The 13,959-nt window shown below is 65.6% G+C and carries 10 protein-coding genes; 6 read left to right on the top strand and 4 right to left on the bottom strand.

Translation table 11 applies throughout. The annotated features are described in order from the left end of the window. The first annotated feature begins 30 nt into the window (after positions 1-30). Entirely contained in the window at positions 31-204 is a 174-nt protein-coding gene (locus I6F36_RS27325; protein WP_036026278.1) for a hypothetical protein, read from the top strand. Between the two features lie 165 nt (positions 205-369). After that, positions 370-1,578 (top strand): MFS transporter, encoded by a 1,209-nt coding sequence (locus tag I6F36_RS27320; RefSeq protein WP_225145204.1) that lies wholly within the window; start codon positions 370-372, stop codon positions 1,576-1,578. A gap of 196 nt (positions 1,579-1,774) precedes the next feature. Here the strand turns inward: I6F36_RS27320 and I6F36_RS27315 are convergent, their stop codons facing one another. Beyond that, entirely contained in the window at positions 1,775-3,100 is a 1,326-nt protein-coding gene (locus I6F36_RS27315; RefSeq protein ID WP_225172544.1) for an MFS transporter, read from the bottom strand. A 144-nt stretch (positions 3,101-3,244) separates the two neighbouring features. On the opposite strand from I6F36_RS27315, the gene I6F36_RS27310 reads away from it, so the two are divergent. From I6F36_RS27310 to I6F36_RS27295, 4 genes are read left to right on the top strand one after another with little or no spacing between them, the layout of a single operon-like run. Beyond that, positions 3,245-3,898, top strand: coding sequence for an ABC transporter ATP-binding protein (locus I6F36_RS27310; protein ID WP_036014611.1), 654 nt, complete (start codon positions 3,245-3,247; stop codon positions 3,896-3,898). After that, on the top strand, positions 3,895-6,357 hold the full coding sequence (locus tag I6F36_RS27305; protein ID WP_225145203.1) for an ABC transporter permease: 2,463 nt from the start codon (positions 3,895-3,897) through the stop codon (positions 6,355-6,357). The genes I6F36_RS27310 and I6F36_RS27305 overlap by 4 nt, the downstream gene beginning before the upstream one ends. Continuing rightward, positions 6,347-7,429, top strand: a complete 1,083-nt coding sequence (locus I6F36_RS27300; RefSeq protein WP_225145202.1) for a lipocalin-like domain-containing protein — start codon at positions 6,347-6,349, stop codon at positions 7,427-7,429. Before I6F36_RS27305 ends, I6F36_RS27300 begins: the two co-directional genes overlap by 11 nt. A 27-nt stretch (positions 7,430-7,456) precedes the next feature. Then, complete coding sequence (locus I6F36_RS27295; RefSeq protein WP_057027794.1) at positions 7,457-7,843, top strand: MAPEG family protein; 387 nt, start codon at positions 7,457-7,459, stop codon at positions 7,841-7,843. Positions 7,844-8,056: 213 nt separating this feature from the next. Here I6F36_RS27295 and I6F36_RS27290 read toward each other — a convergent pair whose 3' ends face one another. The 3 genes from I6F36_RS27290 to I6F36_RS27280 form a co-directional block, all read right to left on the bottom strand. After that, entirely contained in the window at positions 8,057-9,247 is a 1,191-nt protein-coding gene (locus I6F36_RS27290) for an ABC transporter substrate-binding protein (protein ID WP_036014626.1), read from the bottom strand. A gap of 286 nt (positions 9,248-9,533) precedes the next feature. Continuing rightward, a complete protein-coding gene (locus tag I6F36_RS27285; RefSeq protein WP_225172543.1) occupies positions 9,534-12,698 on the bottom strand; it encodes an efflux RND transporter permease subunit in 3,165 nt (1,054 codons plus the stop codon). Continuing rightward, positions 12,695-13,894, bottom strand: a complete 1,200-nt coding sequence (locus I6F36_RS27280; RefSeq protein ID WP_036026265.1) for an efflux RND transporter periplasmic adaptor subunit — start codon at positions 13,892-13,894, stop codon at positions 12,695-12,697. The genes I6F36_RS27285 and I6F36_RS27280 overlap by 4 nt, the downstream gene beginning before the upstream one ends. Positions 13,895-13,959 lie beyond the last annotated feature (65 nt).

Genomic DNA, 13,959 nt, shown 5'->3' with positions numbered 1-13,959 from the left:
CGGATGCAGCATCACCATCCGGGACCAGCCATGGCCAAGACCGGCAAGCCGAGCGAGCCGCCCAAGACCACCGAGAACAAGCCCGCGGACAACAAGGCGAAGAGAGCCCCGCGCCGGCCCCAGACCGATGACGACGATTACGAAGACGGCGACATCGCAACGCCGAAGCGCGACCGCTATGGCCCGGACGACGAGCCGTTCTGAGGATGCAGCTCCGCTGTCGTTCCTGCGCTCGCCGGGGACAACGGCGTGAAGCACACCTGACCCGCACGGCCCCGCCCGCACTACCTGCCATGCGCCTGCGTTCATGGACAAATAACCGCCAGCCCCGATAGTTTGCCGGTCCATCGGGAGTGAAACGGAACTGCAATGGTCGACGTTCTCGCCGCACCGCAACAAGGCAAGACGGACAGTGCGCTGCGCACGCTGACGGGGATCTCGATCGCGCATTGGGTCAGCCATTTCCATCTGCTGGTCCTGCCGATGCTGTTTCCGTTCCTGAAGGAGAAGCTCGGCGTCGGCTATGTCGAGCTCGGCTTCGCCCTCACCGTGTTCGCGGTGGTATCGGGGTTAACCCAGGCGCCGACCGGCTACCTCGTCGACCATTTTGGCGCGCGGCGCATTCTCTTGGCCGGGCTCGCGCTCGGCGGCGCCGCGCTGATCCTGCTCGGTCTGCATCTCAGCTACGCCTCGCTGATCGCCTGCGCAGTGCTGCTGGGTCTTGCCAACAGCGTCTATCATCCCGCCGATTACGCGATTCTTGCGGAGCACATGGACGAGGGGCGGATGGGCCGCGCCTTCTCGATCCATACCTTTGCCGGCTTTCTCGGCGGCGCCGTCGCACCGGCGATCGTGGCCGCGCTCGTAACGCTGTCCGGCGGCACCGGCGCGCTGATCGCCTCGGGCGCGATCGGCATTGCGGTGGCGCTGCTGCTGATCATCATGAACATACCCGATGCCGGTGCGCACAAGAAGAAGCCCGGCAGCGAGAGCGCGCCAAAGCAGGCCATCATCACGCCGGCGCTGATCACGCTTACTGCGCTGTTCATGCTGCTCAGCCTGTCGGTGGCCGGCATCAACAATTTCGGCGTGGTGGCGCTGATGAGCGGCTACGGCGCCTCCTACTCTGCCGCCAACATCGCGCTGACGGCTTTCCTTGGCGCCAGCGCCATTGGCGTGCTCGCGGGCGGCTTCCTCGCCGACCGCACCGAGCGACACGGCTATGTCGCCGCGGCCTGCTTCGCTGCGAATGCAGCCATCGTGCTGCTGATCGCGCTTGTAACGCTGCCGGGCTGGGTCCTGATGGCGACAATGGCGACCGCGGGCTTCCTCTCCGGCGTGATCGCGCCATCCCGCGACATGCTGGTGCGCAATGCCGCGCCTCCTGGCGCAGCGGGACGCGCCTTCGGCATCGTCTCCACCGGCTTCAACCTCGGCGGCATCGTCTCACCGCTGCTGTTCGGCTGGATCATGGATCAAAGCGCGCCGCATTGGGTGTTCGGCGCGTCCGTGATCTTCATGGTGGCGACGGTGGTGCTGTCACCGTTCACGGAGCGGCGGCCGCCGAAAGCAGATTGAGTGGCGCGACGTCCGCTTACCCTCCCCTGGAGGGGGAGGGTCGGCACGCGATCGAGCGAAGCGAGATTGCGTGACGGAGTGGGGTGATCTCTCCACTCGGGCACTGTTCGTCGCGGAGAGACCGTCACCCCACCCCCGCTCGCGCTGCGCGCGATCGACCCTCCCCCTCCAGGGGAGGGTAGAAGAGAGCCGCCGCTTACGTCGGCGACACTGCGCCCTTCAGCGCCGTGCCCTGCGCCGCCGCACCACGCGTCAGCCTGGCCTTCTCCGTGTTCGGCCACAGCAGCAGCAGGCCGATGACGCCGGAGCCGATCATGACCACCGCGTTGATGGTGAAGCCCGTCAGGTAGCCGTCGAGCATGCTGCCGGCGCGCTGGATCACGGTGCCCATCACGCTCGGCGCGATGATCCCTGAAAGCGTGTAGAGCGCGCCGTAGATCGCGAGCACTGCACCGCGCTGCGAGGCCGGCGTGAACTCGCCGAGCATCGGCGGGCAGACCACGTAGATCGCTCCGCAGAGTCCGGAGCCGACGACGAGCAGCGCGATCTGCAGGCCGGCGCCCTCGACATGCGCCATCGCGGTGAGGATCAGGCCGCCGACGATGAGCGGCACCGAGCCGAGCACGCCGCGCGAGACGCGCGTGGTGTAGCCGCGGGCCATCATCACCTGCGAGATCCAGCCGGTGAGGATGACGATGGTGGCGCCGAACACCCAGGGCAGGATCGAGATGAAGCCGGCCTGGCTCTGCGAGAAGCCGAGCCCCTTGACGATGAAGGGCGTGAACCAGGTAAGGCCGAGCGACAGCGCCCAATAAGCGCCGAAGGTCGCGACCACGCACCCGAGGAAGGTGCGCGAGGTCAGCAGCTGCACGTACGGAATCTTCGGCTCGGTGGCGGCCAGGACCTCGGTATCCTCCAGCGGGCCTTCCTTGCCGAGCGCGAGCCAGGCTGCGACCCAGATCAAGCCGACGACCCCGAGCGCGCCGAAGGCGTAGTGCCAGGAATGGTTGACGATGATCCAGTTCAGCGCCGGCACCGCCAGAATGACGCCGAAGGCCGAGCCCTGTGACAGGATCGCGGTCGGCAGCGTGCGCTTCTCGTCGGGGAACCATTTGTAGATGGCGTGCGCGGCGACCGAGAAGGCCGGCCCTTCGCCCGCCCCCAGCACGATGCGGCAGATCAAGAGCGTGGTGAAGGAGACTGTGCCGACCATCGGGAACTGCGACACCGCCCAGATCACCGCCAGCGTCAACAACACCCAGCGCGTCGGCACCTTGTTGACGATGAAGCCGACCACGATGGCCGAGATCGAGAACAGGAAGAAGAACGAGGACCCGAGCAGGCCGAACTGCTCGGCGCTGAGCTTCATGTCGGTCATGATCGGCACGCCGGCGAGACCGACCACGATCTTGTCCGCGAAGTTCACTACCATGAAGAGAAAGAGGAGAAATGTAACAGTCCAGGCGCCCTTTGGCGTTTTGGTCGTCTTAGCCGCCACATTCGGCATTTCCTGCGCGCTCATCATTCTCCCCGTATGTCTTTTCGGTACCTATTTGATTTGGCCGTCTTGGAAGCTAACAGCGGCTTCAGGGCCAACGCAACCCCGGCATTTCCGCATCAGGTGTGCTAGGCAGCAATTCCGTTAATTCCGTCCGGCGCCATCATCGTGCTGAGCATCCGAAACCTCTCAAAGACCTTCTCTTCGGCCGGCGAGCCCGTCCATGTTCTGCGCGGCGTCGACCTCGATCTCGGGGCTGGCGAGCGCGTCGCGCTGACCGGTGAATCCGGCAGCGGCAAGAGCACCCTGCTGCACCTGATCGCCGGCCTCGACGCCGCCGATGGCGGCTCGATCCGGCTGGGTGACGCCGAGGTCACCACGCTATCGGATGCCGGACGCGCCAGCTTGCGGCGGAATCGCGTTGGCCTGGTCTTTCAGCAGTTCAACCTGATCCCGAGCCTCTCCGTCGCGGACAATCTCGCCTTCCAGGCGCGGATCGCCGGCCGGCATGATGCGGCCTGGACGAAAGAGCTTGTCGAGCGCCTCGGACTCGGCAGCCTGCTCAAACGGTATCCAGAGCAGATATCAGGCGGCCAGCAGCAGCGGGTCGCGATCGGCCGGGCGCTGGCGACAAAGCCCGCGCTGCTGCTGGCGGACGAGCCGACCGGCAATCTCGACGAAGCTACCGCCGAGGAGGTGCTGGCGCTGGCGCGCGACCTCGTCGCGCGCACCGGCTGCGGCTTCCTGATGGTGACGCACAGCCTGCATCTCGCCGCCACGCTCGACCGTCATCTCACGTTGCATGCGGGGCGCATTTCATGAAGCGCGCGCTCTGGGTTCTCGCCGTGCTGCTCAGCCATTGGCGGCGCCACAAGATGCAGTTCGCGACGCTCCTGATTGGCCTGATTGCGGCGACCGCGCTGTGGAGCGGGGTGCAGGCCATCAATCAGCAGGCCCGCAATGCCTATGACCGCGCTGCAGCGACGTTCGGCGGCGTGCGCACCGCGATGCTAGTCGCTCCCAACGCGGCGACTTTCCCGCAGGAGCTGTTCATAAAGCTCCGCCGCGCCGGCTGGCCGGTGTCGCCGGTGCTGGAGGGACGCGTCCAGATCAACGGGCATTCGGTGCGGCTGCTCGGCATCGAGCCGGTCACGCTGCCGGTCGATGTCGGCAACGCGCCACGCCTGGGTGCCACGGATCTCAGCAGCTTCGTTGCTCCGCCCGGCCAGACGTTGGTGGCCCGGGAGACGCTGAGGGGCTTGCAGCAAGCAGAGGGCACGGCCCCGGCGATCAGCAGCGGCGCAAGGCTGCCGCCGCTGCGGGTCCAGCCGCAGCTCGCACCCGATGTGCTCGTGGTCGATATCGGCGTGGCACAGCGGCTGCTGAGCAAGCCCGACCAGGTCTCGCGGCTGCTGATCGGCAAGCCGAGGGGCAAGCCCGCACCGCTCGCGAGCGTGGTCGGCGAGCAGTTAGAGCGAGTCGAGCCCAATGCGGAGACGGAGCTCGAGCGTCTCACCGACAGTTTTCATCTCAACCTCACCGCCTTCGGCCTGCTGTCGTTCTTCGTCGGCCTGTTCATCGTCAATTCGGCCGTCGGCCTTGCGTTCGAGCAGCGGCTGCCAATGCTGCGCACTTTGCGGGCCTGTGGCGCCTCGGCGCGGCTAGTCAATACGGTGCTGGTGCTCGAGCTGGTGGCGCTGGCGCTGGTCGCAGGCCTGATCGGGCTCGCGTGCGGCTATTTCATCGCAGCCGCCCTGCTGCCCGATGTCGCGGCCTCGCTGCGCGGACTCTATGGCGCGCAGATCCCTGGGCAGCTCAGCCTGCGGCCCGAATGGTGGCTCGCCGGCATCGGGATCAGCGTGGCGGGTGCGCTTGTGGCGGCGGCGACCAGCCTGATCAAGGCGATCAGGATGCCGGTGCTGGCGACGGCGCAGCCGGGCGCCTGGCAGCAGCGCCAACGCCGCTGGCTGATCCTGCAGAGCTGTGCGGCCTGCGGCGCGTTCGCCGTCGCGCTGCTGCTGCTCCACTACGGGCAATCACTGATCGCAGGGTTCGGCGTGCTGGCCGCGCTGATGTTCGGTGCGGCACTGATCCTGCCGGCCTTCCTCGACATCATCCTGCTCGTAGGCCAGCGCTTCGCGCGAGGCCCGCTCGTGCTGTGGTTCTGGGCGGACGGCCGGCAGCAGCTCTCCGGATTGTCGTTGGCGCTGATGGCGCTGCTGCTCGCGCTTGCCGTCAATGTCGGGGTCTCCACCATGGTGGAGACCTTCAGCCGCACCTTCATCGGCTGGCTCGACGGGCGCCTTGCGGCCGACGTCTACATCAGCGCCTCCGACAATGCGCAAGGTACGGCGATCCGCAACTGGCTGAAGGATCGCAGCGATGTTCAGGCGATCCTCTCGGGCGGGCGCGCGGAGGCGCAGGTTCAGGGCCAGCCGGTCGAGTTGCTCGGTCTGCCCGATCACACGCTCTATCGCGAACGCTGGCCGCTGCTGGACACGGCGCCGCGGGCCTGGACGCGGCTGGTGCCGGGCAATGCCGCCTTCATCAGCGAGCAATTGAGCCGCCGGCTGAACGTGCAGATCGGCGACGTCGTCGAGGTGCCGGCGCCGGGCGGGACCTGGGAGCTCGACATCGTCGGCATCTATGCCGATTACGGCAACCCCAAGGGGCAGCTCACTGTGAACGTCGCCGCATTGATCCGGCAGTTTCCGCAGACGCCGCAGACGCGGATCGGCCTGATCGTCGCGAGAGAGAATATCCCCGGCCTGATTGCGGCTTTGCAGAAGCAGTTCGGGCTCGACGACCGCAGAATCGCCGACCAGGCGACGGTGAAGGCGGAATCGATCCGCATCTTCAACCGCACCTTTGCGGTGACGTCGGCGCTGAACGCCTTCACGCTCGGCGTCGCCGGAATCGCATTGCTCACGAGCCTGCTGACCCTGGCGAACTCCCGACTGCCGCAGCTTGCGCCGCTGTGGGCGATCGGCCTGACCCGGCCGCGCCTTGCCGCGATCGAGCTGACCAAGACGCTCTCGGTCGCGCTGTTCACGGCACTGCTGGCCGTGCCGCTCGGACTACTGGTCGCCTGGTGCGTCATCGCGATCGTCAATGTGAAAGCATTCGGCTGGCGGCTGCCGTTCCATGTGTTTCCGCTGCAATTGGTCGAGCTGGTCGCGGTGGCGCTGTTCGCCTCGCTGCTTGCGGCGCTGCTGCCGATGGTGCGGCTGGCGCGGATGCAGCCGGCGAACCTCGTCAAGGTGTTTGCCAATGAGCGTTGAAAGAATCACGCGGCGCGCCTTCGCCGCCGGCATCGTCGCCCTCGCCCTCCCGCGCCGCGCCGGCGCACAGGGCTATGCCGGGCTCGGCGAGACCGCCGATGGGTTTGCAAAGGTAACGCCGGGAAAGACATTCACCTTCCCCGAAGATCACGGACCGCATCCGCAGTTTCGTATCGAATGGTGGTATCTCACGGCAAACCTCGTCGACGCGCGCGGCGCGGCGTGCGGCCTGCAATGGACGCTGTTCCGCCAGGCGGCGCAGCCAGGTCCGCAAGGCGAGGGCTGGGCCAATCAGCAGGTCTGGATGGCGCATGCCGCGGTGACGCGCGCCGAGACCCACCGCTTCTCCGAAACGTTTTCACGGGGTGGCGTCGGGCAAGCCGGCGTGACGGCAAAACCGTTCGATGCCTGGATTGACGATTGGGAGATGAAGAGTTTTGACCGCACCGATGACCGCGCTTTGGCGCCGCTGTCGCTGAAGGCAGCTGGCACCGATTTCAGCTACGCACTGACGCTCGAGGCCGACCGGCCGGTCGTGCTGCAGGGCGATCGCGGCTTCAGCCGAAAGTCGGAGCGTGGGCAGGCCTCGTACTACTACAGCCAGCCGTTCTACCGCGCGCGCGGTACGCTCAGCATCGACGACAAGCCGGTCGAGGTCTCGGGCCAGGCCTGGATGGACCGGGAATGGAGCAGCCAGCCACTCGACGCCGACCAGACCGGCTGGGACTGGCTGTCGCTGCATCTGTCATCCGGAGACAAGCTGATGCTGTACCGGCTGCGGCAGAAGGACGGCAGAAATTATCCGTTCGGCAATTGGATCAGCGCGGCCGGCGAGACGCAGATGATTGCAGGCAGCGACATCCAGATGATGCCGAAGGCGACGGCTGAGATTGCGGGACGCAAGTTGCCGTTGCAATGGCAGATCGCGATCCCCGCGCGATCATTCTCGATCCTCTGCAAGCCGCTCAATCCGAACGCCTGGATGGGGACCGGTTTCTCGTACTGGGAAGGGCCGATCAGCTTTGCCGGCACACATGATGGCATTGGCTATCTCGAGCTGACCGGCTATTGAGGCGCGATTTCTATGAAGGAACCGACGATGTATCATCTCACCGCCCTCGTCACGCTGCTGGCGATCGCGTTTTATTTCTTCACCTCCATCAACGTCTCGCGCTCGCGCACCAAGACCGGCGTCAAGGTACCTGCGATGTCGGGGCATCCGGATTTCGAACGGGCCTTCCGCATCCAGATGAACACGTTGGAATGGATGCCGATCGTCCTGCCAGCCCTTTGGCTGTTCGCGATCTATATCAGCGACGCCATCGCGGCGGCGATTGGCGTGATCTGGATCATCGGCCGGATCGTCTATTTCATCGGCTATTCGCAAGCCGTGGCCAAGCGCGGCACCGGCTTTGCGATCCAGGCGCTCGCGGCAATGGCGCTGTGGGTCGGGGCGCTCGGGGCGGTGGTGCTGCGGTTGGTGTGAGGCAATCCGCCGCCACACATTCCGCTGCCGTCCCGGACAAGCGTAAGCGCCGATCCGGGACCCATAACCGCAGGAAGATGTCGTGATGCGAGCTGATCACTCCGAGTCCCCGTAACCACGCGTGCCTGTGGTTATGGGTCCATGATCGGCGCGCGCTTGAGGCGCGCTTGTCCGGGACGACAGCGAGGGTGTGGCGCTCGCTGTGCCACTTCCCTACTTCGTCAGCGGACAGCCGCTCTCCTTGGCGGTGAAGAAGGCCTTGTCGCCGGGGACGGTGGCGAGCAGCTTGTAATAATCCCAGGGCTTCTTCGATTCCGAGGGCTTCTTGACCTCGAACAGATACATGTCGTGGATCATGCGGCCATTCTCGAGCACCTTGCCGCCTTGCGCGAAGTCGTCGTCGACCGGCAGCTCCTTCAGCTTCTTGGCGACGGCATCCGGATCCTTGGTGCCGGCAGCCTTGACGGCCTTGAGATAGCTCAGCGTCGCCGAATAGGTACCGGCGTGGATCATGCTCGGCATCCGCCCGGTGCGCTTGAGGAAGCGCTCGCCGAGATTGCGCGTCCTGTCGTTGAGATCCCAGTAATAACCTTCGGTCAGCACCAGGCCTTGCGCGGCCTGCAAGCCGAGGCCGTTCACCTCGGCAAGCGTCATCAGGAGGCCCGCGAGCTTCTGGCCACTCGCGACGATGCCGAACTCGGACGCCTGCTTGATCGAATTGGTGGTGTCGAGGCCGGCGTTGGCGAGGCCGACGATCTTCGCCTTCGAGCTCTGCGCCTGCAGCAGGAAGGAGGAGAAGTCCGACGAATTGAGCGGAACGCGCACCGAGCCGAGCACCTTGCCGCCATTGGCGGTGACGATCTCGCTGGTGTCCTTCTCCAGCGCGTAGCCGAAGGCGTAGTCCGCGGTGAGGAAGAACCAGGTGTCGCCGCCGGCTTTGGTCAGCGCGCCGCCGGTGCCGACGCCGAGCGCGCGGGTGTCGTAAGCCCAGTGGAAGCCGTAGGGCTGGCAGGCATCGCCGGTGAGGCGCGATGTCGCGGCGCCGACGACGATGTCGATCTTCTTCTTTTCCTTGGAGAGCTCGTGGATCGCGAGCGCGACCGAGGAGGTCGTCAGCTCCGTGATCATGTCGACGTTCTCGACGTCATACCAGCGCCGCGCGATCGAGCTTGCGAGGTCAGGCTTGTTCTGGTGGTCTGCAGTGACGAGCTCGATCTTCTGGCCGAGTACTTCGCCGCCGAAATCCTCGATCGCCATCCTGGCCGCTTCGACCGACCATTTGCCGCCGTAATCGGCATAGACGCCGGACTGGTCGTTGAGGATGCCGATCTTGACGCCTTGCGCGGAGGCGGGAACCGCAATCAAGAGGGCCGAGGCCGCTGCGGCCCAAAGTGCTGATTTCATATGTTAACTCCCGGCATTCTTCTGTGAAATCGCGCGGATAGTAGTGAAGAACCCCGCGCGCGCCCATCCATTTCATGTTGGTCGTTAGTATGGGATTCTGCGTGCCACATTCTCCACCGTCGTCCCGGGGCGTGCGCAGCGCGAGCCCGGGACCCATAACCACAGGATGGTGTTTGGCGAAGACTCGCCGCTGTCGCGCTAAACCCCTCCCTGTGGTTATGGATTCCCGCGTTCGCGAGGATGACAGCGGAGGATGTGGCGGAGTCTTTGGCCATCGAGAGAGACGTCAGGCCATCGCCTCCGGCTTCTTGTCGCGCCGCCCTTCCGCCAGGTTCCGCACCACGACGTAGAAGATCGGTGTGAACAGAAGGCCGAACAGGGTGACGCCGATCATGCCGAAGAACACGGCGACGCCGACGGCCTGGCGCATCTCCGAGCCAGAGCCGGTCGAGATCACCAGCGGCAAGACGCCGAGGATGAACGCGAACGAGGTCATCAGGATCGGCCGCAAGCGCAGGCGGCAGGCATCGATGACGGCCTCCAGCCGCGGCTTGCCTTCGTTCTCGATATCGCGCGCGAATTCGACGATCAGGATCGCGTTCTTCGCCGCCAGTCCCACCAGCACGACGAAGCCGATCTGGGTCAGAATGTTGACGTCCTGGCCCATGACGCGAACGCCGATGGTGGCGGCGAGCAGGCACATCGGCACGATCAGAATCACCGCGAACGGCAGCGTCCAGCTGCCATATTGCGCGGCGAGGACGAGATAGACGAACAGCACGCAGATCGGAAATACGTAGAGACCGGCATTGCCGCCGGTGACCTGCTGATAGGACAGGTCGGTCCATTCGAAGGTGAAGCCGCTCGGTAAAGTATCGTTCGCGAGCTGCTTGATGGCGTTGAGCGCGGTGGTCGAGCTCGTGCCCGGCGCCGGCTCGCCCTGGAGTTCGGACGCCGCATAGAGATTGTAGCGCGCGACGCGGTCGGGTCCCGAGACGTCCTTGAACTCGACCACGCTGCCGAGCATCACCATGTCGCCGGAAGCGTTGCGCGTGCGCAGGCGCGCAAGGTCGCTCGGTTCTTTCCGGAACGGGAAGTCGGCCTGCGCGGTGACGTGGTAGGTGCGGCCGAACAGGTTGAAGTCGTTGACATAGGTTGACCCGAAATAGGTCTGGATCGTCTCGTTGATGTTGGAGATGGGCACGCCCAGCTTCTGCGCCTTGGTGCGGTCGATGTCGACGAAGAGCTGCGGCGTGTTGGCCGTGAACGGCGAGAACACCGAGGGGGCGAGCAGCGAGGGCGATTTGCGCGCGGCGGCGACAAGCTCGTCGGTGGCGGCTGCGAGCATTTCAGGCCCGCGGCCCTGGCGGTCCTGGATGCGGATGGCAAAGCCGCCGCCGGTGCCGATGCCGGGCACGGCCGGCGGTGGAATCACGATGATGAAGGCACCCTGGATCGCGGACAGGCGCTTGCGCAGCTCGGCCGTGATGGCATTCGCGGACAGGCCCTTCTTCAGCCGCGCCTCGGGCTCGTCGAACACCGGGAACAGCGCCGCCGCATTGCCGGCCTGCGTGCGGGTGGCGCCGGAGAAACCGGCAAAGGCGGCGACTCGAACGATGCCCGGCGTATCCAGCGAGATCCGCTCGATCTCGCGCACGACCTCGGTGGTGCGCGCCAGCGACGCCGCGCCCGGCAATTGCACGGATATGATGACGTAGCCGCGATCCTGCGCCGGGATGAAGCCCTGCGGCGTGGTCACGATCAGCCAGCCGGCGCCGCCGATCAGCACGACGTAGATCAGCAGCATCACCACCGAATGGCGAATCGCGAAATTGGCGAGGCCGGCATAGCCATGCGCCAGCCGGTCGAACACGCGATTGAACACGCCGGTGAACGCATTCCAGCCGCGCGCGATGATGTTCCAGGCGGCCGGCGGCCGCTTTTCTTCGTGTGGTGTGAGGATCTGCGAGGCTAGCGCGGGCGAGAGCGTCAGCGAGCAGAAGCAGGAGATCGCCGTCGCAACGGCGATGGTGACGGCGAATTGCTGGAAGAACTGCCCGGAGATGCCGCCGAGGAACGCGGTCGGGACGAACACCGCGCATAGCACCAGGGCGATCGAGACCAGTGCGCCGCCGACCTCCTCCATCGTCTTCAGCGCGGCATCGCGACGACTGAGGCCGTGTTCGAGATGGCGTTCGACATTCTCGACCACGACGATGGCGTCGTCGACCACGATGCCGACCGCGAGGACGAGCCCGAACAGGGTGAGATTGTTGATGGAGAAGCCGAGCGCCGCCATCACCGCGAACGTGCCGACCAGCGAGACCGGAATCGCGATGATCGGAATGATCGCGGGCCGCCATCCCTGCAGGAACACCAGCACGACGACGACCACGAGCAGCATGGCCTCGTAAATGGTCTTGATCAGCTCGTGGACCGACTGGGCGATGAACTCGGTCGGGTTGTAGCCGATATTGAAGTCGAGCCCCCTGGGAAAGCTCTCCTTGAGCCTCGTCATGGTGTCGGAGATGTTCTTTGCGGTCGCGAGCGCGTTCGAGCCCGGCCGCTGCGTCACCAGCATCGCGACCGCCGACTTGCGCAGCAGGAAGCTGTTGGTGCTGTAGGCCAGCGCCCCGAGCTCGATGCGGGCGACGTCGCGCAGCCGCACCGTGCGGCCGTCAGGGCCGGCCTTGATCAGGATATCCTCGAACTGCTTCTGGTCCTTCAAACGTCCGGTGAAGGTGAGATTGGGCTGGAAGGCCCGATCGGTGATCGGCGGCTCGGCGATCTGGCCGCCGGCGATCTGCACGTTCTGGGCGCGGATGGCCGCGAGCACCTCGGCCGAGGTCAGGCCGAGATTGGCGATTCTGTCAGGATCGAGCCACAGCCGCATCGAATAGTCGCGGGCGCCGAAGATCTGGATGTCGCCGACGCTGTCGATGCGCAAGAGCTGGTCGCGGACCTGGAGCAGCGCATAATTGGAGATGTAGAGCTGGTCGAACGTGTCGTCCGGCGACAGCATGAACACGACCATTAGGATGTCGGGCGAGTTCTTGCGGGTGGTGACGCCGTTGCGCTGCACTTCCTCTGGAAGGCGCGGCTGCGCGATGGCGACGCGATTCTGCACCAGCACCTGGGCCTTGTCGAGATCGGTGCCGAGCTTGAAGGTGACGGTGATGGTGAGCTGGCCGTTCGAGGTCGCCTGGCTGTAGAGATACAGCATGTCCTCGACACCGTTGATCTCCTGCTCGATGGGAGCTGCGACCGTGTCGGACACGGTCTGGGCGGAGGCGCCGGGATATTGCGTCGTGACGACGACGGTCGGCGGCACCACTTGCGGATATTCGGAGACCGGCAGCGTGGTGTAGGCGAGTGCACCGACGATCAGGAGCACGATCGACAGCACCATCGCCAAAATGGGCTGGTTGATGGAGAGGCGGCCAAGATTCATGACTTGCCACCGGCCGGCGCTTGCGCGGTCTGGGGAGCGACCTTGGCGCCGACGCGGGCGCGCTGGATGCCGTTGACGATGACGCGATCGTCCGGCTTCAGCCCTTCACGGATCACGCGCAGGCCGTCGTCGAGCGGACCGAGCACGACGGGGCGTGCCTCGACCGTATCATCAGGCTTGACCACGAACACGATCTTGCGGGACTGGTCGGTTGCGATCGCAGCGTCCGGAATCAGCAGCGCCTCGTAAGGCGCGCTGCCGATCAGGCGGACGCGGCCGAACTGGCCGGGCAGGATCGAAAGATCCGTGTTCTTCACCACCGCGCGGCTGCGCAGCGTGCCGGTCGACACGTCCAGCCGATTGTCGAGGAAATTGACGGTGCCCTCGCGCGAGGGCTTGGTCTCGCCGGCCAGCGTCACTTGCACCGGGTTCGCGGTATCGCGCGAACTTGGCCGCCGTCCTTCGAACCACAATTTGCTGTATTTGATGAACGTCGCCTCATCCATGTCGAAATAGATGTAGATCGGATCGAGCGCGACGATCGAAGTCAGCAGCGTCGAGGTGCCGGTGTCGCTGCCCTGCACGAGATTGCCGGGGCTGACGAGATGGCGGCTGACGCGGCCGGTCAAGGGCGCTGCCACATGCGTGAACTCGATGTTGAGCTTGGCGGCCTTCAGCGCGCCCTCGGCCTGCATCTCGGCGGCGTGCGCAGCCTGCAAGGCCTGGCGGCGCTGATCGACGACCTGTTCGGAGACCGCGCTGGTCTGCACGAGGCTGAGACCACGGTCGAGCTCGCGCTTGGCGAGCTCCACTCGCGCCCGTGCGTCTGACAGCTGGCCCTCCGCCTGAGTGGCCACCGCCTCGAACGGGCGCGGATCGATCACGTAGAGCAGGTCACCCTGACGCACGATGGCGCCGTCCTGGAATTCGACCGAGTTGACGAAGCCGCCGACCCGCGGCCGCACCTGGACCTCCTCCACCGCCTCGAAGCGGCCGGTGAACTCGTCCCAATCGGTGACTGTGCGCTTGACCGGCTGGGCGACCGTCACCGCCGGCGCCGGCGGAGCCGCAGCCTGCGATGCCGGCTTGTCGCAGCCGGACAGGGCGAACGCGGCGGCGAGAAGCCCGGCAATTGCGCTGACCTGAACGAAATCGTGCTTTTTGATCAACTGCCTGCTTCCGTCCGGTCCGCTCATCCCCAGGTCCTCGCATCAAAGCCGCAGAAGATGCAGGGTACGCCTCTACCTGCGGGCGCCACAAG

It is taken from the genome of Bradyrhizobium sp. BRP19 (assembly GCF_020194195.1).
GTDB classification, from domain to species: Bacteria; Pseudomonadota; Alphaproteobacteria; order Rhizobiales; family Xanthobacteraceae; genus Bradyrhizobium; species Bradyrhizobium yuanmingense.
The sequence above is the reverse complement of the archived record's forward strand: the minus strand, read 5'-3'. Positions and strand labels throughout refer to the sequence as shown.